Origin of the sequence: Embleya sp. NPDC020630 (assembly GCF_044334985.1) — a bacterium.
In the GTDB taxonomy this organism is placed as follows: domain Bacteria; phylum Actinomycetota; class Actinomycetes; order Streptomycetales; family Streptomycetaceae; genus Embleya.
The window spans coordinates 1-16,646 of the sequence record NZ_JBIRUB010000033.1 but is presented as its reverse complement, the minus strand read 5'-3'; the positions used below and the strand labels follow the sequence as shown (position 1 = coordinate 16,646).

Below are 16,646 nucleotides of genomic sequence, written 5' to 3'. Positions count from 1 at the left end.
ACACTGACATGCAACATGTGTTGTTGCAACAACAATCACCAGCCTGAGGCCCAGCGTGTCCATCGGACACTTGACCGCTTTGATCGCCCGGCGAGCGCTGATTGCCGAACTTGAGGGAGTGACCCCCGGATGAGACCCGCAGCGAACCAAAAGAAGCTCGGCGAGGAACTACGCCGCTTGCGAGTTGAGCGGGGTCTCACGGTGGATGCGGCCTCGACCAGGGTTGGGTGGGACAAGAGCAAGTTGTCGCGCTTGGAGACGAACAAGACTCTGATCGGCAAGCAGCACGTCGATGCACTTGCGGAGGCCCTTGGCCTGACCTCGGCCATGCGCTTGAGGTTGGATCGCCTCTTGGGCGTTGAGACGGGAGAGTCGGGAATCTGGTGGGGCAGGTATCAGGACGTCCTCACGCCGCAGTACGAAGAGTTGATCCTGTTGGAATCACAAGCCGCGAGCATCGAAGTGGCGGCGATGTTGATCCCGGGTCTTATGCAGGCGCCGGGATACGCGCAGGCAACTTTGCTTCAGAGCGCGTTCGTTCCGGATCCCGAAGACGCAGAAATGCTCTTGGACGTCCGTAGGCGGCGTCAGCAGGTTGTAACGGCGGGCGCGGTGAGTCTTCTGGCCACGTTGTCGGAGTCGGTCCTACTGAACGCCTTCTGTGGTCGCGTAGCCTTGCAACGGCAGTTGCAGTACCTGCTTGACCTCGGCCAACTGCCCAACGTAACCCTACGTATCGTCCCCTACGATGCTCCCGGCGCCGCCTTCACCGGCACAGTGACCTTGTTGGATCCCCAACCGGAAGCAGGCGCGACCGTGGCCTATGTCGAGTACGAAGGCGGATCGCAGCTTCTCAGTGATTCGCGCACCATCAAGCGATATCGCCGCAATCTCGCGTACTTCGGCCAGGCTGCGTGCTCGGAAGCGGAGTCCCGCCGCATGATCTCGGAAAGATTGGAAGACTCTTGAGCAGCATGGATAGCTACGCTTGGCGCAAGTCCGCCCGTAGCCAGAATCAGGAAGCCTGCGTTGAAGTTGCGCCGCTCGAAGCGATGACCGGCATCCGTGACACCAAGGATCGCGGCCGTGGCCACTTGGCCGTCAGCCCCGCTGCGTGGCGTGAGTTGCTTCGGGGGCTTCGGGGCTAGGTCGTGGATGACGGAACTCGCCCTGGATCGCCGGGGCTTGGGGGCGGCGGCCTCGAACCGGGTCGCCGGCTCGGGGTGTTCCTCGCGTACTCGCCCGTGAACGCGGATCGGGCCGTCGGCCTGGATGTCCTGTTGCGCGACGCGGGTGTGCGGACTGCCGTGGATGAGATCCGGGATCTCTCCGACGGGCTGCCCGCCGAGCCGGTGCTTCAGGAGTTGGGGGCCTGCGACCTCGTTCTGCTGGTCTGGTCTCGGGGTGCGGCCGAGGATCCGCACGTGCGGGTGCAGTGCGAATACGCGGCCTCGTTCGGCAAGTCGTGTTTGGTCTGGCCGCTCGACGCGACAGCCCCGCCGGACGGCGGCGGCGTGGAGCGGTTGCCGCCCGGTTGTGACGTCCGGGAAGTGGCTGCCGAGGTCGTGCGGCGGTTGGGGGTTCGATCCCGGGGCCGTTCCGGGGCCGGCGGGGTGGTCGAGCCCGGACCTTGGACGATCGAGAGTGATGCCCGCCTCGGGGAGTTCCTGGCGCTGGAACTCGGCCCCATGGGAAACGGCTCCCGTGACCCCGGTGCGCTGACCGGCACGCACCGGCGGGCGGGCCTGGCGGGCCGGGTCGTCGGGTCTTGGTGGTTCGACGATGCGGCGGGTCGGCTCGACCTGGAGCTGGAGTCGGCCTTCGGGCTGCGGCCGGTGCGCGAGGTGCGGCGGCTGCAACTCCTCGGTGGCGACGGACCGTTCCTGACCGCCGAGGATCTGCACGGCATCGCGGACCCGCGGCGCTACCGGCTCACCCGGGAGTTGCGCGGCTGACACCGTTCGGGTGGGCGCGGCCCACCTGCCGGGTCCAGCGGTGAACTATGGCCACGACCCCTGTGCGGCGGATCGGGCCCACTACATTGTCCGGGACCCGGGACCCGGGACCCGGGACCCGGGACCCGGGACCCGGGACCCGGAAGCCGCGTCGTCATCCGGAGCGTCGATCCCACCGACGCGCAGAGCCGGCTCCCGACTCCGGGCGAGGAACCGGCCCGGCGGCTCGGGGCGGGGTCGGACGTTGAGGGCAAATGTGGTCCGTTCGGAGTCGTTGCGTGCGTGGGGCCTGAGGTATCTGTGTATCTGGCTCGGGTCGTTGTTGGTTCTCGAAATCCCTGTGTGGCTTTGGTACGCCGTCGCTGTCGGTGTCGACCATGTCGGCCTCGACTCGAACGCCATGCCCTCGTTGACCGGGCCGTTCATGGGGCCGTCCACGGTCGACGGCTACGGTGTCGAGTCCGAGGGCCGTGGCCTCTCCTCGCTGGTCGCCCTGATCATGGCCGGGATCGATTTCTACGCCGTGTTCGGCCTCGTCGTCCGGTCGGCCGCCCTGCGATCGCGCGCGTTCACGGCAACGGCGGTGGGGCACACGTTGCTTCTGCTGTGGGCGCTCTTGCTCGTCGCCATCGGCGCCTGGCACTGGGGCGCGACTCTTTGGTACGCGCTCATCGTCGCCTTCTGCTTCGGGATTCGACGTGTTGGGCCGGTGACGAGTCGAAGGCGGGTCAGGTTTCTCGGAGGGTCAGGTCGGCGGCGGTTCGGGTGAGGTGGGTGGTCAGGATCGCGGCCGCGGCCTCGGGGTCGCGGGCCAGGGCCGCCTCCTCCAGGCGGCGGTGTTCGTCGATGCCGTCGCGGTCGGGGTTGCGGTGGGCCGACCAGCGGCGGGCCAACTCGCTTGCGGTCCACATACGGTCGAACGTCTCCAGCAGGACCGGATTGCCGCAACCCTCCAGCAGCGTGCGGTGGAAGAGGCGATGCGCCTCGGCCCAGGCGCTGCTGTAGTACTCGCCCTCCTCGGTGTCGTACGGCTCCGTCCGGGCCAGCCGGTGGTGCGCCGCGCGTACGCGTGCCTCCCAGTCGACGTCGCCGCGTTCGACGGACATGCGCAGCACGACCGGCTCCACGACCCGGCGCGCCTCGGCGATCTCCTGCCAGCGCCGATCCGAGAAGGCCGGTACGGCGAACCCTCGATTGGGCAGCCGGTCCGCCAACCCCTCGCCGACCAGCCGCACCAGCGCCTCGCGGACGACGGCCAGACTCACGCCCTGCGCCCGCGCGAGGTCCTGCGGCTTGAGCGCGTCGCCGGGGGCGTGTACGCCGCGCATGATCGCGTCCCGCAGGTGGGCATGCACCTGCTCGGAAAGCATCTGCTTCGCCGGTGCGGGCGAGGCGGGGAACGGCGTCCGGGTCACGCCGCTCACTATAGACGATCCCGCAGATAATCGATTATCCGTGTTATCGTCGATCCATGAGCATCGATCGCCCCGGCAACCCCCGCAATCCCTTCACCCGCCTCCCCGAGGCCGCCCCGTTCACCGTGACCAGCGCCTCCGTCGCCGACGGCGCTCCCTGGGCGCCCGCGCAGCTGTCGGGCATGTTCGGCATGCCGGACGGCAAGGACCTCTCCCCGCACCTCTCCTGGAGCGGAGCGCCTGAAGGCACCAAGAGCTTCGCCGTCACGATCCACGACCCCGATGCCCCCACCGGCTCCGGTTTCTGGCACTGGGCGGTCGCCGACATCCCCGCCCACGTCACCGAACTGCCCGAAGGCGCGGGCGACGACACCGGCTCGGGCCTGCCCGAAGGCGCCTTCCAACTGCCCAACGACGCCCGCGCGGCCCGCTTCGTCGGCGCCGCCCCGCCGGCCGGGCACGGGCGGCACCGCTACCTCGTGGTCGTACACGCCCTCGACGTCGAGTCCATCGACGTCCCCGTCGACGGCACCCCCGCCCTGCTCGGCTTCACCATGTCCACCCACACCCTCGGCCGGGCGACGCTGACCGCCACGGCGCAAACTCTCGGCGAGGGCGAGGAGTTCGACGCGGACGAAGCCGTCGAACGCGTCGAGGTCTCCCGCCTCGTCCCCGCCTCCGCCGAAGCCGTCTTCGCGGTCCTGACCGACCCGCGGGGCCATGTGGACATCGACGCGTCGGGCATGCTCCTCGACGCCGAGGGCGCCCGGGTGGAACGCCCCGGCGACCGCTTCGTGGTCCACATGGACCGGGAAGCCCTCGGGGACTTCCCCCTGGGCAAGTACGACGTCGAGGTCGTGATCACCAAGCTCGTCCCGAACGAGGAGATCGCCTGGACCGTCGAGGGGCGCATCCGACCGCACGTCCGCCACGTCTACGGCTACCGGTTGGCGCCGGCCGAGGGCGGCACCCTCGTGACGTCCTACTACGACTGGTCGGAACTCGCCGAGGAGTGGAAGCGGCGCCTCACCTTCCCGGTGGTCCCCGAATCGGCGCTCAAGGCCACCCTCGGAATCCTCGAACGCACCGTCCGCCGCCGGGCCGCGGCCTGACCGCGGCCTGACCGCTCCGGCGCACCCGGGAAGCCCGGCTCAGGAACGGCAGAGGGCGGTGGTGACGATGTCGTCGACGCGCTGCCTGGCGGCTTCGTCGCCGAGCTGCACGGTCACCGCCACGTTGGCCGCGCGGCCCGTGTCGGTGGCGCCGCCCCGGGTTTCGTAGCCCGGGAAGCTGCCCCCGTGTCCCCAGTACAGCTCGCTGCCACCGCCGGCACAGGACAGCGGCTTGCTGACCAGGCCCAGGCCGTAGCGGGCGCCGGGGCCGAAGGTCTTCTCGGCCGGGCGGGTGTCGGCGCGCATCTCGGCGAGTTGGGCCGGCTTGAGCAGGTCGCCCTTCAGGAGCTTGCCGTAGAAGCGGTTCAGGTCGGAGTCGGTGGAGACCATCTGGCCCGCCGACCACGCCCACGACGGGTCCATCTCGGTGATGTCGGTCAGCGGCGCGCCCGGCGACTCCCGGTCGTAGCCCCTGGGGTGCGGGCCCCGGATGCTGCTGTCGTGCGGGGCGGGAATGTAGGTGTCGCGCAGGCCGATGCGCTTGATGATGCGTTGATCGAGCTCTCGGGCGATGGGGTGCTTGGTCACCTTCTCGACGAGCATGCCCGCGAGTACGTAGTTCGTGTTGCTGTACTTCCAGCTCTCGCCGGGCGCGAAGTCGGCCGGGTGTCGCAGTGCGATGTCCACCAGCTCGCGCGGCTCGTAGTAGCGCAGTTGCAGGTTGTACTCGGTGTAGTTGGGCAGCCCGCTGGTCTGCTGGAGCAGGTGCCGGACGGTGATGACGTTCCCGTCGATCCGGTCCCCGTGCACCACGCCCGGCAGGTAGGTCTCGATCGGCTCGTCGAGTCGGATCTTGCCCTCGCCGACCAGTTGCAGTACCACCACCGCGGTGAACGCCTTGGTGTTGCTGCCGACCCGGATCCGGCCGTCCCGGGGCACCTTCGCGCCGGTGGCGATGTCGCCCACGCCGGCGGTGTACGTACGGGTGTGCCCGTGCCGGTCCTCGACGCTCGCGAGCGCGCCCGGCGCACCCACCGAGCCGGTGGGCCCGACCAGCGCGTCCAGGCCCCGCTGTACGCCGTCCGGCCGGCCGCCGGCCGACGCTGCGGGCGGCGCCATCACCCCCGCCACGATCAGGCCGGCGGCCAGCGCCGCCACGGCCGAGACCGTGCCGCGCCGGCCGAGCCGGGGTCGTCGGGAAGGGTGGTGGGTGTGCCGTGTCGATGAACGCACGAGTCAACTCCTGTGGGGATGCGGGTCGGTTGCCTGATCCAGGATCCGCGCCCACACCCACCCGGCACGATCCGGCCAACCTCCCGACTCGGGGTCGTGCCACCACCCCGGCCGCCTCTTGCCGTTATATATCGCCGCGCGATATATAACGGTCATGAAGCCACTGAGAGAGCAGAGCTACCTCATCCTGCTCGCACTGGCCCCCGAGCCGCTGTACGGCTACGGAATCATCACCGCGGTCCGCGAACTCTCCGACGAGAGAGTCAAGTTGGGCGCGGGAACCCTGTACGGCGCGCTGGACCGGCTCGCCGGCGACGGCCTGGTCGCACTCGACCGCGAAGAGGTCGTCGGCGGCCGGTTCCGCCGCTACTACACGTTGACCGGCGAGGGCCGCCAAGCCCTCACCGCCGAAACCGCACGACTGGCGGAACTCGCCCACCGAGCCGCGCGCCGGCTCGGTACCCCACCCTTTGTCTTCAACCCGGCGGGATGATGAACGACACGTACGAGAGACACTGTCGCCTGCTGTTGCGCGCCTACCCACCCCGCTACCGGCTCGCCAGGGAGGCCGAACTCCTCGGCACTCTGCTCGACGCCGCCCCGCCCGGCGCGACCCGGCCGTCGGCCGGCGAGGCGTGGGACGTCGTGCGCGGCGGGCTGCTGACCCGGCTGCGGGACCGCCCTCCGCTGCACCACTGGCTCGCCTACCGCCTGTTCGCCAAGCGGGTGCCGGACCGATACCGCATGTGGGTACGGGACGACGCCCTCGGCCGTTTCCACTTCCTCCGCAGGAACTTCTGTGGCCAGCTGGAGGGCATCGTCCTGTTCGTGCTCATAATGGTCATGAGCGGTCTCGGCTCGATCGTTCTCACGGATCCCGAACTCCTGCTTCCACCCCGAACCTGGCAGTGGGTCCTGCTCGCCGTACTCGTACTGGGGACCTTCAACCCCATGTATTCCAGGCGTTATCGCACGCGCACGCTGCACAAGCACTGGTTCGCCGCGGACGGAACCGACCTGATGCCGCCACCGCCCCTGCCCGGCGTCCCGAGCGGGTCCTGACTCCCGAGGGCGCACCGCAGGGCTCAGCCGAGAGCATCGGCCAGGTCTCGGAGGTGACCCGCCACGGGGCCGACGGTCAGCAGGCCGCTCGTGGCGCCGGCCTCCTCGGCCGCCGCCGGCGTGAGGGCGGTGACGGCGCGCGCCATCACCGCCCGATCGCCCACCCCGATCGCCGCCCGCGCGGCCAGGCACCACAGCGCCTCGAACAGCAGCCCCGGCGGCGGATCCGGTACGCCCCGCAGGCGCTGCGCGGCCTCGTCCCGGGCGCCTCGGGCCAGCAGCACCAGCGGTCCGGCCCACGGCTCGTGGGGACCCCAATCGGTGTCGTCGTCGCAGTGCGCCGGCCGGCCGTGCCGCAGCCGCAGGCACAACAACGCCAGCGGCAACAGCCCGTGTTCGAGGCCCGGCATGCCGACCCCGGACAGCCGGCCGGCCGCGTCGCGGTAGGCGGCCTCGGCCTCGTCCGTCCGCTCCGCCGAGCCGGTCGCGGCCAGGCGCAGCGCGCGAAACCATCGCGTGAAGACCTTGGCCAGGGGCAGTTCGTGGCGGTCGGCCAACCGGTCCACCACCAGCGCGCGTTCCTCGGCCGCGGCGAAGTCCGCGAGCGCGGCGCGGCCCTGCATCCGGATCAGCCGGCCGAGCACCACATAGGTGATCAGGCCGTGCCGCTCGGCGAGTTCGGTCAGTTCCGCGCCGATCCGCTCGCGGCGCGGGGACAGGCCCGCCCGCGCGAACGACTGCATGTATACGCCGTTCAGGGCGAACGCCGACAGCGCCGGGTCGTCCAGTCGCCGGGCGAGTTCCGCCGCCTCGCGGGCGGCCCGTGCGGCGCGCGGCGAGCGGGTACCCCGAGACTCCACCGCGATGGTGGCCGACAACCGCGCCCGCGCGGCCTCGTGCTCGCCCGCCGGCAGCGCCCGCAGGGTACGCTCCGCCGCCGCGATCACGTGCGCCGCGTGCTCCGGGTCGTCGACGCGGGTCCAGATCGCCGGGACGTCGTACGCCCCGATCACCCGGGCGGTCAGCTCCGGATCGCCCAGTTCCTCGGCCGCCTCGATGGTCGCCGAGCGGTGCCGGCGGGCCGCCGCCAGGCCGCCTCCGCCGCCCACGGCGAGGTCGCGCGCCAAGCCCACCGACGACGCCAACCGGGCCCGGGAGCCCGGGGCGAGCGTACGGTCGTACTCGGCCGCGACCTCCGCCCACACCCGCCCGGCCGGATCGATCGCGCCGAGCCGATCGTCCTGGGCGAGGATGTCCGCCTCCAGCCGCCGCAACGCCGGCCCGGGGTCCACCCCGAGCCGCTCGACCAACAACCGTCGGGCCCGGCGCAACACCGCGAGCGCGTCGCCTTGGCGCCCGTCCCGATAGAGCCCGAGCGCCAGGAGTCGCCAGCCCTCCTCGCGCCACGGATGCTCGGCCACGTGCCCGTCCAACTCCGCCACCGCCCGCGCGGCCTGCCCCACCGCCAGCCGGGCCGCCCCCCGGCGCTCCACGGCGTGCAGCCGCAGCTCACCGAGCCGGGCCCGCTCGGCCCGGGCCCACCGCTCGCCGGCGAAATCGGCGTACGCGGGCCCGCGCCAGCACTCCAGCGCCGCCGTCAGCCGGGGCAGCGCCTCACTCGGGGGCAGCGCGTCGGCGGCACCCAGCATGTGTTCGAAACGCCCGCCGTCGACCGCGTCCCGATCCGCGCGCAACACGTAGCCCGGCCCGGCGGTGACCAACAAACGGCCCGGAGCACGCGGCGGCCGATCCGGCTCGACGGCCCGCCGCAGCGCGGATACGAACGTGCGCACCGCACCGACCGCGTCCTCGGGCGGATCCGCCCACAGATCCTCGACCAGCCGGGCCACCGGCACCACGCGCCCCCGGTCGACGAGCAGCCGCGCCAGCACCGCGCGGTGCCGGGGTCCCTTCAGGGCGACGAGGTCGCCGGCGGCGTCCCAGGCGACCACGGGACCGAGCACCCCGAACGTGACGCCCGCCGCCATGACCAGCCCTCTCGTGCCTGCCGGAGTCCTGCTCCGGGCGCGCTCCGGGCCCTGTTCCGGGCCCGCTCCCGGCCACGCTAGCGCGCGCTCATCCGATGCTCATCCGCTGCCGCGAGGGTGGGAGCCACCCCTTCGACGAGGACTCGACGAAGAAAACACGAGGAAAAGAGGCCACCCATGGCACCCGCCACCACCGCCGACCGCCATCACCGGATCACCGTCGCGGACGGGGTCGACCTGCACGCCGCCGTCTCCGGCTCGGGCCCCGCGATCGGGCTCCTGCACGGCTTCCCGCAGACCCACCTGATGTGGCGGCACGTCGCCGCGGACCTGGCCGCCGACCACACCGTGATCCGCCCCGACCTGCGCGGCTACGGCGCGAGCGACAAGCCCGTCGACACCGACGGTACGGCCTACGCCAAACGCACGATGGCCGCCGACGTCGTCGCGCTCGCCGCGGCCCTGGGGCACGAGCGGTTCGCGCTGGCCGGGCACGATCGCGGTGCGCTGGTGGCGTTCCGCGCCGGCCTGGACCACCCGGACCGGATCACCCACCTCGCCGCCCTCGACGTACTGCCCACCCTCGACATGTGGGACGTCATGCACGGGGTGACCGCGGCCGCGGGCTTCCACCTGTACCTGATGGCCCAGCCGCCGGGTCTGCCGGAGCGGATGATCGCTGCCGACCCGGACGCCTTCTTCGGCCACTTCCTGGACACCTGGACCGTCGACCAGGGGGCGATCCCGGCCGACGTGCGCGCCGCGTACCTGAGGGCCTGCCGCGAGGCGGTGCCGTCCATCGTCGCCGACTACCGGGCCTCGGCCGGGATCGACGTCGAGCACGACCGGGCCGACCTGGCGGCCGGCAACCGGCTGACGATGCCGGTCACGGTGCTCCAGCAGGACTGGGGCGCGGCTCTCGGCTTCGACGCCGCCGCGCTGTGGTCGGCCTGGGCGCCCGACCTGGCCCACACCACGGTCTCCACCGGCCACTTCATGGCGGAGGAGGCGCCCACCGAGGTCGCCGCCGCGCTGCGGGCGCTCCTGCGGCGCTGACGGCGGGCGGGGCGCTCGGCGGGGCCATCGGGGCGGCCCCGCCCGCACGAAGCCCGTACGAAGCCCGCACGAGAGCCCGCGAAGGATCACCCCCGCGCCCTCACGGCTCCAGCAACGTCACCTCCTCCGCGTGCCGGCGCTGTTGCGCCTCGTCCCAGTCGCCGGTGCAGTAGGCCGAAAGCCGGGCGATCGTGTCGCCCTCGACGTCGGCGCGGATCAACTCCCGGCAGTACCAGTGCTGTTCGTCCTGCTCCCAGCGCTCCTCGACCTCGATCACGAACCCTGTCGGGGTCGGGTCGACCCGATGGCGCGCGACGGTGCCCGGGGCCGGGTGTCCGCCCTTGCGCAGCGCGACCAGGTCCTCGATGCCTCGGGCCTGGAGCCGCCACTGCGGCAGGGACAGGTCGCAGAAGGCGTCCGGGGCGAACAGGCCCTCCGGCGGGGTGCCGGTCTCCAGGAAGGTGATCAGGTTGGCCACGAGTACGTCGTTCATGACCGCGCCTCCGACTTTTCGGCCTGCGCCGTCTTCGTCGCGGCCAGGTTGCGGCCGACGACCGCCATGGTCCGGGCCAGTGCCTCGGTGGGGCTGAACTCCACCAGTTCGGTGCCGGCGAAGATCAGCGGCAGGTGGCCGGGAGCGCCGTAGTAGGCGTCGCCGGCCCGATAGACCTCGTCGTGGTCCGGGTAGCGGAAGACCACCTTTCCGGTGAGCACCACACCCCAGTGCGGGCTCTGGCAGCGGTCGTCGGGCAGTCCGGCGAACAACGCCGCCGGGTCGACGTCGGCCTTGTGGGTCTCGAACCCGACGGTGTAGCCGTCCAGTTCGGCATAGCGGCCTTCGATCACCGGCTCGTCCAGGGTGAACGCGGCCTGTGCTTTCGAGATGCCGGGCACGATGTCCTCCTCGATCGGTTCCGATCCCCTCGTCCGGGGACCCCCGTACGAAGAAGGCGTGCGATCGGGCGGCACGATGTGCGATCGCGCCTTGCAACCCTTCTTCCGCCGTTGTTTTTCCGCGCTCACAGCCGCCATGTGACGGGTTGTTCCGGGTTGTACACGCACAGCGTGCCGGTGTGGATCGTGTTGGCCAGGTGTCGGCCGAGGGGTGGGTGGGCTCGGGTGATGCGGTCGATGGCGGCACGGATGCGGGCGGTGACCGCGGTTCGGGCCCGTTCGGCGGGTGAGCCGGAGCGGCGGACGCGGCCGCCGAGGCCGTACGCGGCGGACAACTGCCCCACCAGCGCGTCGTGTTCGACGGCGATACGGGCCGAACGCTCCGCATCCCCGGCCGCGTCCGCCTCGGCGGCCTCGCCCTCCAGCTCCCGGAGCCGCCGTCGATACGCGGAGCGCGCGGCGGCGTCGATCACCTCGCCGGTGTCGCCCGGGCCGTGCAGCGCGTCGTCGGCCCGCGTGGCGGCCTCGGCGCCGGGGCCGGCGGTGGTGGCCAGGTCGAGTGCGGGCACCGGCGTGCCCGGACGGGCCAGCAGTACGGCGAGGTCGTGCATGCCCTTGCTGTCGGGCAGCATCACCTCACGATCGGCGTAGCCCAGCCGCCACAGGCGGTCCGAGCGGCGGAACACGTTCGGCCGGTCCGTCGCGGCCGGCGCGGTGCCGGCCTCGCGGGCGATCCGGGCGACCAGTGGGGCCGCGCCGATGCCCCGGGCGGCGGCGAGGGCGGCGGCGAAGTGGCGTTCGGCGGCAGCGCGGTCGCCCAGCGTGGTCGCCAACAGGCCGAGGTGTCGGTGTACCGGCCCGCGCACGGCGGCGCCGATGCCCTCGACCACGAACAGGTCCCGGTATGGCGACAGCCACTCGTACAACCGCCGGGCCAACGGGGTCGGGCCGACGAGCGCGATCGTCTCGGCGGCCTGGGCGAGCATCGGCAGCCACTCGCTGTCCCGGGGCGCGTCCGCGAGGAGCGGGCCGGCCGCCGCCAGTCGGCGCTCGGCCTGTTCGGTGTCGCCCAGCTGCGCGGCGACCAGCGCGAGGGACACCTTGGCCCACGCGTCCGGGATCTCGTCGAGGCGTGGTTGCCCGGCGATCAGCTCCGCGATGGCCGTCCGGTCCGCCGACTCGGCCAGCAGACACCAGCGTTGAGTGGCCGCGAGCAGCGCGGCGTTGCCGCTGCCGGCCCGGCGGCCCAGTTCCTCCACCCGATCGACGCAGCGCGCGCAGTCGGCGAACCGGCCCTCCAGGAGCGCCCGCATGCCGCGCCACAGCGGGACGTACCAGGCGTAGAGCGGATGTCGCAGCGCACGTTCGGCGGCGCCGAAGGCCGGCATCTCGGCATCCGCCTCGGCGACCCTGCCGAGTTCGAGCAGGGCCACCATCCGCAGCCGGCGGCCCAGGAGTTCGAGCGCCGGATCGGGCAACCGGCGGGCCGTGTCGATGATTTCGGCGGACCGGGCCAGCCGCTCGGCGCAGTACGCCGGGCCGGCGAGCGCGTCGCACTCGGCGGCGAGCGCGTAGCCCAGGCCGGCCGCGTCACCGCAGGCCCGCGCGAGGCGCACGGCCTCCTCGGCGAGGGCCAGGCGGACGGGCTCGGGCTCGATCAGGGTGACCGCCACGGACAGGCGGGCGGTGACGGCGGCGAGCAGCTCGGGGTGCGCGACGAACGTCGCGGCGCCGGCCGCCGGTTCGGCCCGCCGGTCCGACAGCTGCGTTCTCGCCTCGGTGAGCAGGTCGATCTGTGGGCGGTCGAGCAGGTCGACCTCGATACCGGCCGGGCCGTTGCCGAGGCCGAGAGCGGCGTGCGCGAGGAGGTCGGCGCGCCCGTGCCGGCGGGCCAGGTCGGCGGCGCGCAGGAAGTCGGCGCGTGCCGCCGCGCGTTCGCCCATGCCCAGGTGGGCCGCGCCCAGTTCGATCAGCACCTCGGCGAGTGGGGCGTCCGCCGCGCCGACCGCGCCCAGGGCCGTGACGCATCGTTCGTACCACTGGGCGGCGTCCTCGTACGCGAAGACGCCCGCCGCCTCGTCCCCGGCCCGACGGGCGTACCCGGCCGCCGCCTCGGCGTGTTCCGGGCCGGCGCGCAGCAGGTGGTGGGCGACCTGGGCGGGTCCGACGTCCCGCCCCCGGGCGGCGAATTCGGCCAGGACGTCCCCCGCCCGCTCGTGCCACGCGACCCGCTCCGCCGGGGACAACGCCTCGTACGTCGCCTCCCGCATCAGCTCGTGCCGGAACGCGCCGGACCCGGCCTCGACCAGGGCGAGCAGCCCGGCCGCCGTCGCCTCGGCGAGGACTGTACGCACCTCGCCCAACGGCACCCGCGTGACGCCGGCGAGCGCGTCGAGCCGGAAGTCCGCGCCGAGTGCCGCCGCCGCGCCCAGTACGCGTGCGCACTCCGGCGGCAGCTCGGCCAACCGGACACCGACCGCGTCCCGGACCGAGGCGGGTACCGGTCCGGGGGCGCGGTGGCGCAGCAGCTCGGTGACGAAGAAGGCGTCCCCGCCGGAGCGGGTGTGCAGCGTCCGGACCGCGGCCGGGTCGGGCCGTCCGCCGCCGGCGGCCTCGACCAGCGCGCGTACGTCCGGCTCGGCGAGTGGACCCAGCGGCAGGCAGCGCGCGGTGCGCAGGAGTGCCGAGCGGGCCGCCGACCGTCCGCGCCAGGATGCCTCGTCCTCCCGGAGGGTCACCAGCAGGAGCGCCGCCGTCGTGCGCAGGCTCGGCGCGAGGTCCGGGAGCAGGCGGACCGAGGAGGCGTCGGCCTCGTGGACGTCGTCGACGATCAGGAGGAGCGGGGTGCCTGCGGCGCCGGTTCGGATCAGCCGGGCGAGGTCCCCGGCCAGCCGGAACCGGGCTGCCTCGGGTGCGCTCTCGTGGGTGCCGTGGGTATCGCTCCCCCCGCCGCCGGACACCAGTGCGCGCAACGCCGGCAGTGTCTCGGCCAGGCGGGCACTCGCCGCGTCGCCCGTGACCAGCTCCCGAGCCACCGCCGACCACGGGCGCAGCGGGGCGGAGGCCGTCCCGGGCGGACAGCTCACCCACAGGACGCGAAATCCCCGGGCCCGCCGCGCGACCTCCTCGGCGGCCCTGGTCTTGCCCGCCCCCGCCGCCCCGGTCAGCGCGACCACACCACCGCGCCCCGCGCGGGCATCGGCCAGCGCCGCGTCCGCCTCGGCCAACACCTCGGTGCGTCCGACGAAGGGAAAGCCGGCCATGCTCAGTCCTCCCACCCCTCACCGGGGGCCGGGTCCCGCAAGACCGAGGCCGCGCGTGCTGGTCTCACCACCCCAGCGTGAGATACCCACCCGAACCGGACAACCACCCTGCTCCGGTCGCAGCGTGTCGTCCGCTTCGACTCAGGTCTGCGCGGGCTCCGTCGTCATCACCGTCGTGGTCGCCGCCGGCGTCAGCTCGCCGTCCCGCTCCGTGAACAGGTCGCCCGTCTCCGGGCAGCGCCACGAACCGTCGCCGGTCGGGTTCAGCGGCACGCCCGCGCGGCCCACCCACTTGATGCGGCGGGCCGGTACGCCGGCCATCAGGGCGTAGTCCGGGACGTCGCGGTGGACCACGGCGCCCGCCGCGATCAGGGCCCAGCGGCCGATCGTGACGCCCGCGACGACCACACTCCTGGCACCCACGGCGGCGCCCTGACGGACCGTCACCCCCTGTGCGTGCCAGTCCTGTTCGCCCTTGATTCGGCCGTCGGGGGTGACCGCGCGCGGATAGAGGTCGTTGGTCAGCACCACCGCCGGGCCGATGAAGACGCCGTCCTCCAGGACGGCCGGCTCGTAGACGAGCGCGTGGTTCTGCACCTTGACGTTGGCCCCGACGCGCACCGCGGGGCCGATGTACGCGCCGCGCCCGATCACGCAGTTCGGGCCCAGGACCGCGTCCTCTCGGATCTGGGCGAGGTGCCACACACGGGTGCCCTCACCGATGCTCGCCGAATCGTCCACGTCCGCGCTCGGGTCGATTGCCATTCCCGAACGCTAGTACCCGCCCGCTCGCCACGCCCGGGAAAGGGCTCACTCGGCCGCGACGCCCAGGAAATCGGCGAGGATCCGGGCCGAGCGCCGGCCGTCGTGGTGTTCGGCCACGTAGGCCGGTCCCCGCGCGGCCGTCTCGCGCGCCGCGTCGGGCTCGGCCGCGATCTCCTCCAGGACCTCTGCGAGCGAATCCGGGTCGGCGGCGCGGATCGGCAGGTCGGCCGGCAGGTGCTCGGTCGCCGACTCGTGGAGGTAGCAGATCGTCAGTCGGCCGGCGGCCATGCCCTGACACGACGTCATCCCGTAGGAGCCGCAGGCGAATTGGTCGAGCACGATGTCCGCGTCGGCGAACAGCGCCGGGAGTTCGGCGGCGGGTCGGTTCAGGATGCGGCGGTATTCGATCAGGCCGATGTCGTGCAGTCGGTGCAGCGTCGGCTCGATCCGCGCGGTGCCGCGCAGGAAGGGGCCGGCCATCACGTGCACCACGACCGGCCGTTCGCGGGTGAGCACCGGGGTCTCGGTGCGCCAGTGCGCCGGGTCGAGCGCGGCGGGCAGCCACACCGCGTCCGGCACGTCGGCGATCAGGTCGGGCGTGGCCACGAACGTCGGCACCTCCAGGCCGCGCAGGATCGGCAACAGCCGGTCCACCTTGGCCTGGAGCGCGTGGGTCAGCTCGTAGCGCGGGTCGAACGGGGAGAACTCGACGCGGGCCCGATGCGCCGCCGGATCGCGCACCTCCGAGCCGTACAGGATCAGCCCGAGCGCGATCCCGGCCGCGCGCAGCTCGGCCAGGTCGGTGTCCACCCAGGAGCCGCCGAGTCGGCCGAACGCGGGCATCCCGCACTCGGCGAGCACGTGCGTATAGCGGTCCAGGACCTCGGCGAGCCGGCCCAGCTGCCAGCGGGTGGACAACCAGTCGTCGGTGCCGATCGCCCGATCGGTGGGGTGACCGAGGGTGTTCGCCGAGGCGAGCGCGGCCGACTCGGCACGTACCCCGGGCAGGTGCCGCTCCACCGCGCGGGCCCACGCGTGGCCCTGCCCGGCGGTGTTGGTCGGCCCGATCCCGAGCACGGGGGAGGGCGTCGGGGCCGGCACCGCGTCGGCCGCGAACGCGCGCACGTACGGCTCGTACGCCCGGGCGCAGCGCGCCGCCCACGCCGTCGCGTCGCGCTCGACCTCGGCGCGGTGCCGGTTGCGGATCGCTTCCAGGTCGCGCTGGGCCATCATCCGGCGCAGGCCGCGGATCACCCCGCCGCCGTCCAGCGCCTCGACCGCGGCCCGTGCCGCGGCCAGTTCGGCGGTCCGGGCCGGGTCGACCGGCACCCGCAACGACCGCACCACGCCGGTCTCGGAGACCTCGACGGAGGTGGTCACCGCGACCGTCTCGGCCGGCGCCACGTGCAGCGTGTACAGGCCCTCGACCGGATCGCGCGGCATCTGCTCGCCCACGTCGGTGTGGGTGACGACGACCCGTCGCAGCCGCTCGGGCGGGGTGAATCCACGGTCCTCCGCGGCCTGCCGGGCGTCCGGAATCGCCACACCCGCGGCCACAGCCGAGTCCCTGTCGCTCATCGCCGTCGTCTCCCAAGGCCGTGCCGACTGTTCACAGACTGTCACCGGGGACGAGCGGTGACCAGCGCCGCCACGTTACTTGGCTTTACCGAAAGGACCCGGTTTCCGCTCGGGGACACGGCGCGTCGCCGGCCGGGAGCGACGCGAACGCCATCGGGCGTGAACGTCGAAGGGCCGCGTCGAGCCCTGTCCGTCGGCCCCGAACGTCGTGGGGGGGGGGGGGGGGGGCGGGGGGGGCCCCCCCCCCGGGGCCCCGGCGCCCCCCCCCCCGTGACGAGACAAACAAAATACGGGGTGACGGCGGCACCCGACCCGCCCCCCGGCC

General features: G+C 73.0%; 16 protein-coding genes and 1 pseudogene. 9 read left to right on the top strand and 8 right to left on the bottom strand.

Annotated features, from left to right (window positions below):
- Nucleotides 1-129 precede the first annotated feature (129 nt).
- From ACH4XV_RS45210 to ACH4XV_RS45195, 4 genes are all read left to right on the top strand, one after another.
- On the top strand, nucleotides 130-969 hold the full coding sequence (locus ACH4XV_RS45210; RefSeq protein ID WP_379999871.1) for a helix-turn-helix domain-containing protein: 840 nt from the start codon (nucleotides 130-132) through the stop codon (nucleotides 967-969).
- Between the two features lie 5 nt (nucleotides 970-974).
- On the top strand, nucleotides 975-1,148 hold the full coding sequence (locus ACH4XV_RS45205; protein ID WP_380000038.1) for a DUF397 domain-containing protein: 174 nt from the start codon (nucleotides 975-977) through the stop codon (nucleotides 1,146-1,148).
- Between the two features lie 96 nt (nucleotides 1,149-1,244).
- Complete coding sequence (locus tag ACH4XV_RS45200; protein ID WP_395799894.1) at nucleotides 1,245-1,955, top strand: hypothetical protein; 711 nt, start codon at nucleotides 1,245-1,247, stop codon at nucleotides 1,953-1,955.
- A 322-nt stretch (nucleotides 1,956-2,277) separates the two neighbouring features.
- Nucleotides 2,278-2,724, top strand: coding sequence for a hypothetical protein (locus ACH4XV_RS45195; protein WP_395799892.1), 447 nt, complete (start codon nucleotides 2,278-2,280; stop codon nucleotides 2,722-2,724).
- On the opposite strand, the gene ACH4XV_RS45190 is transcribed toward ACH4XV_RS45195, so the two are convergent.
- Entirely contained in the window at nucleotides 2,684-3,325 is a 642-nt protein-coding gene (locus tag ACH4XV_RS45190; protein WP_395799966.1) for a GntR family transcriptional regulator, read from the bottom strand. The genes ACH4XV_RS45195 and ACH4XV_RS45190 overlap by 41 nt on opposite strands.
- 101 nt (nucleotides 3,326-3,426) lie before the next feature.
- Here ACH4XV_RS45190 and ACH4XV_RS45185 point away from each other — a divergent pair.
- Together ACH4XV_RS45185 and ACH4XV_RS45180 are read left to right on the top strand one after the other, a co-directional pair.
- A pseudogene (locus tag ACH4XV_RS45185) lies at nucleotides 3,427-3,975 on the top strand (YbhB/YbcL family Raf kinase inhibitor-like protein); the annotation flags it as partial.
- Entirely contained in the window at nucleotides 3,955-4,482 is a 528-nt protein-coding gene (locus ACH4XV_RS45180; protein WP_395799964.1) for an SRPBCC family protein, read from the top strand. The pseudogene ACH4XV_RS45185 and the gene ACH4XV_RS45180, both read left to right, overlap by 21 nt.
- A gap of 39 nt (nucleotides 4,483-4,521) precedes the next feature.
- Here ACH4XV_RS45180 and ACH4XV_RS45175 read toward each other — a convergent pair whose 3' ends face one another.
- Nucleotides 4,522-5,715 (bottom strand): serine hydrolase domain-containing protein, encoded by a 1,194-nt coding sequence (locus tag ACH4XV_RS45175; RefSeq protein ID WP_395799890.1) that lies wholly within the window; start codon nucleotides 5,713-5,715, stop codon nucleotides 4,522-4,524.
- A gap of 154 nt (nucleotides 5,716-5,869) precedes the next feature.
- On the opposite strand from ACH4XV_RS45175, the gene ACH4XV_RS45170 reads away from it, so the two are divergent.
- Both ACH4XV_RS45170 and ACH4XV_RS45165 read left to right on the top strand, forming a co-directional pair.
- Complete coding sequence (locus tag ACH4XV_RS45170; protein WP_379999878.1) at nucleotides 5,870-6,208, top strand: PadR family transcriptional regulator; 339 nt, start codon at nucleotides 5,870-5,872, stop codon at nucleotides 6,206-6,208.
- Entirely contained in the window at nucleotides 6,205-6,777 is a 573-nt protein-coding gene (locus tag ACH4XV_RS45165) for a hypothetical protein (protein ID WP_395799888.1), read from the top strand. Before ACH4XV_RS45170 ends, ACH4XV_RS45165 begins: the two co-directional genes overlap by 4 nt.
- A 23-nt stretch (nucleotides 6,778-6,800) precedes the next feature.
- Here ACH4XV_RS45165 and ACH4XV_RS45160 read toward each other — a convergent pair whose 3' ends face one another.
- On the bottom strand, nucleotides 6,801-8,765 hold the full coding sequence (locus ACH4XV_RS45160; protein WP_395799886.1) for a BTAD domain-containing putative transcriptional regulator: 1,965 nt from the start codon (nucleotides 8,763-8,765) through the stop codon (nucleotides 6,801-6,803).
- Between the two features lie 177 nt (nucleotides 8,766-8,942).
- Between ACH4XV_RS45160 and ACH4XV_RS45155 the strand changes: the two genes are divergently transcribed.
- A complete protein-coding gene (locus ACH4XV_RS45155; protein ID WP_395799884.1) occupies nucleotides 8,943-9,821 on the top strand; it encodes an alpha/beta hydrolase in 879 nt (292 codons plus the stop codon).
- Between the two features lie 100 nt (nucleotides 9,822-9,921).
- Here ACH4XV_RS45155 and ACH4XV_RS45150 read toward each other — a convergent pair whose 3' ends face one another.
- From ACH4XV_RS45150 to ACH4XV_RS45130, 5 genes are all read right to left on the bottom strand, one after another.
- Entirely contained in the window at nucleotides 9,922-10,314 is a 393-nt protein-coding gene (locus ACH4XV_RS45150; RefSeq protein ID WP_395799882.1) for a hypothetical protein, read from the bottom strand.
- Nucleotides 10,311-10,715 carry a hypothetical protein gene (locus ACH4XV_RS45145; protein ID WP_379999888.1) on the bottom strand — a complete coding sequence of 135 codons (405 nt, stop codon included), beginning with the start codon at nucleotides 10,713-10,715 and terminating at the stop codon, nucleotides 10,311-10,313. The genes ACH4XV_RS45150 and ACH4XV_RS45145 overlap by 4 nt, the downstream gene beginning before the upstream one ends.
- A 125-nt stretch (nucleotides 10,716-10,840) precedes the next feature.
- The gene (locus ACH4XV_RS45140; protein WP_395799880.1) at nucleotides 10,841-13,978 is read right to left on the bottom strand and encodes an ATP-binding protein; all 3,138 of its coding nucleotides are present in this window, start codon (nucleotides 13,976-13,978) and stop codon (nucleotides 10,841-10,843) included.
- A 141-nt stretch (nucleotides 13,979-14,119) separates the two neighbouring features.
- The gene (locus tag ACH4XV_RS45135; protein ID WP_395799878.1) at nucleotides 14,120-14,743 is read right to left on the bottom strand and encodes an acyltransferase; all 624 of its coding nucleotides are present in this window, start codon (nucleotides 14,741-14,743) and stop codon (nucleotides 14,120-14,122) included.
- A 45-nt stretch (nucleotides 14,744-14,788) separates the two neighbouring features.
- Nucleotides 14,789-16,321, bottom strand: coding sequence for a glycosyltransferase (locus ACH4XV_RS45130; RefSeq protein WP_395799876.1), 1,533 nt, complete (start codon nucleotides 16,319-16,321; stop codon nucleotides 14,789-14,791).
- Nucleotides 16,322-16,646 lie beyond the last annotated feature (325 nt).

Excerpts from the sequence above, each read along its gene's own strand:
- ACH4XV_RS45210 (WP_379999871.1), top strand. The coding sequence starts at position 130 with ATGAGACCCGCAGCGAACCAAAAGAAGCTCGGCGAGGAACTACGCCGC.
- ACH4XV_RS45205 (WP_380000038.1), top strand. The coding sequence starts at position 975 with ATGGATAGCTACGCTTGGCGCAAGTCCGCCCGTAGCCAGAATCAGGAA.
- ACH4XV_RS45190 (WP_395799966.1), bottom strand. The coding sequence starts at position 3,325 with ATGCTTTCCGAGCAGGTGCATGCCCACCTGCGGGACGCGATCATGCGC.
- ACH4XV_RS45170 (WP_379999878.1), top strand. The coding sequence starts at position 5,870 with ATGAAGCCACTGAGAGAGCAGAGCTACCTCATCCTGCTCGCACTGGCC.
- ACH4XV_RS45165 (WP_395799888.1), top strand. The coding sequence starts at position 6,205 with ATGATGAACGACACGTACGAGAGACACTGTCGCCTGCTGTTGCGCGCC.
- ACH4XV_RS45160 (WP_395799886.1), bottom strand. The coding sequence starts at position 8,765 with ATGGCGGCGGGCGTCACGTTCGGGGTGCTCGGTCCCGTGGTCGCCTGG.
- ACH4XV_RS45155 (WP_395799884.1), top strand. The coding sequence starts at position 8,943 with ATGGCACCCGCCACCACCGCCGACCGCCATCACCGGATCACCGTCGCG.
- ACH4XV_RS45150 (WP_395799882.1), bottom strand. The coding sequence starts at position 10,314 with ATGAACGACGTACTCGTGGCCAACCTGATCACCTTCCTGGAGACCGGC.
- ACH4XV_RS45140 (WP_395799880.1), bottom strand. The coding sequence starts at position 13,978 with ATGGCCGGCTTTCCCTTCGTCGGACGCACCGAGGTGTTGGCCGAGGCG.
- ACH4XV_RS45135 (WP_395799878.1), bottom strand. The coding sequence starts at position 14,743 with ATGGCAATCGACCCGAGCGCGGACGTGGACGATTCGGCGAGCATCGGT.
- ACH4XV_RS45130 (WP_395799876.1), bottom strand. The coding sequence starts at position 16,321 with ATGAGCGACAGGGACTCGGCTGTGGCCGCGGGTGTGGCGATTCCGGAC.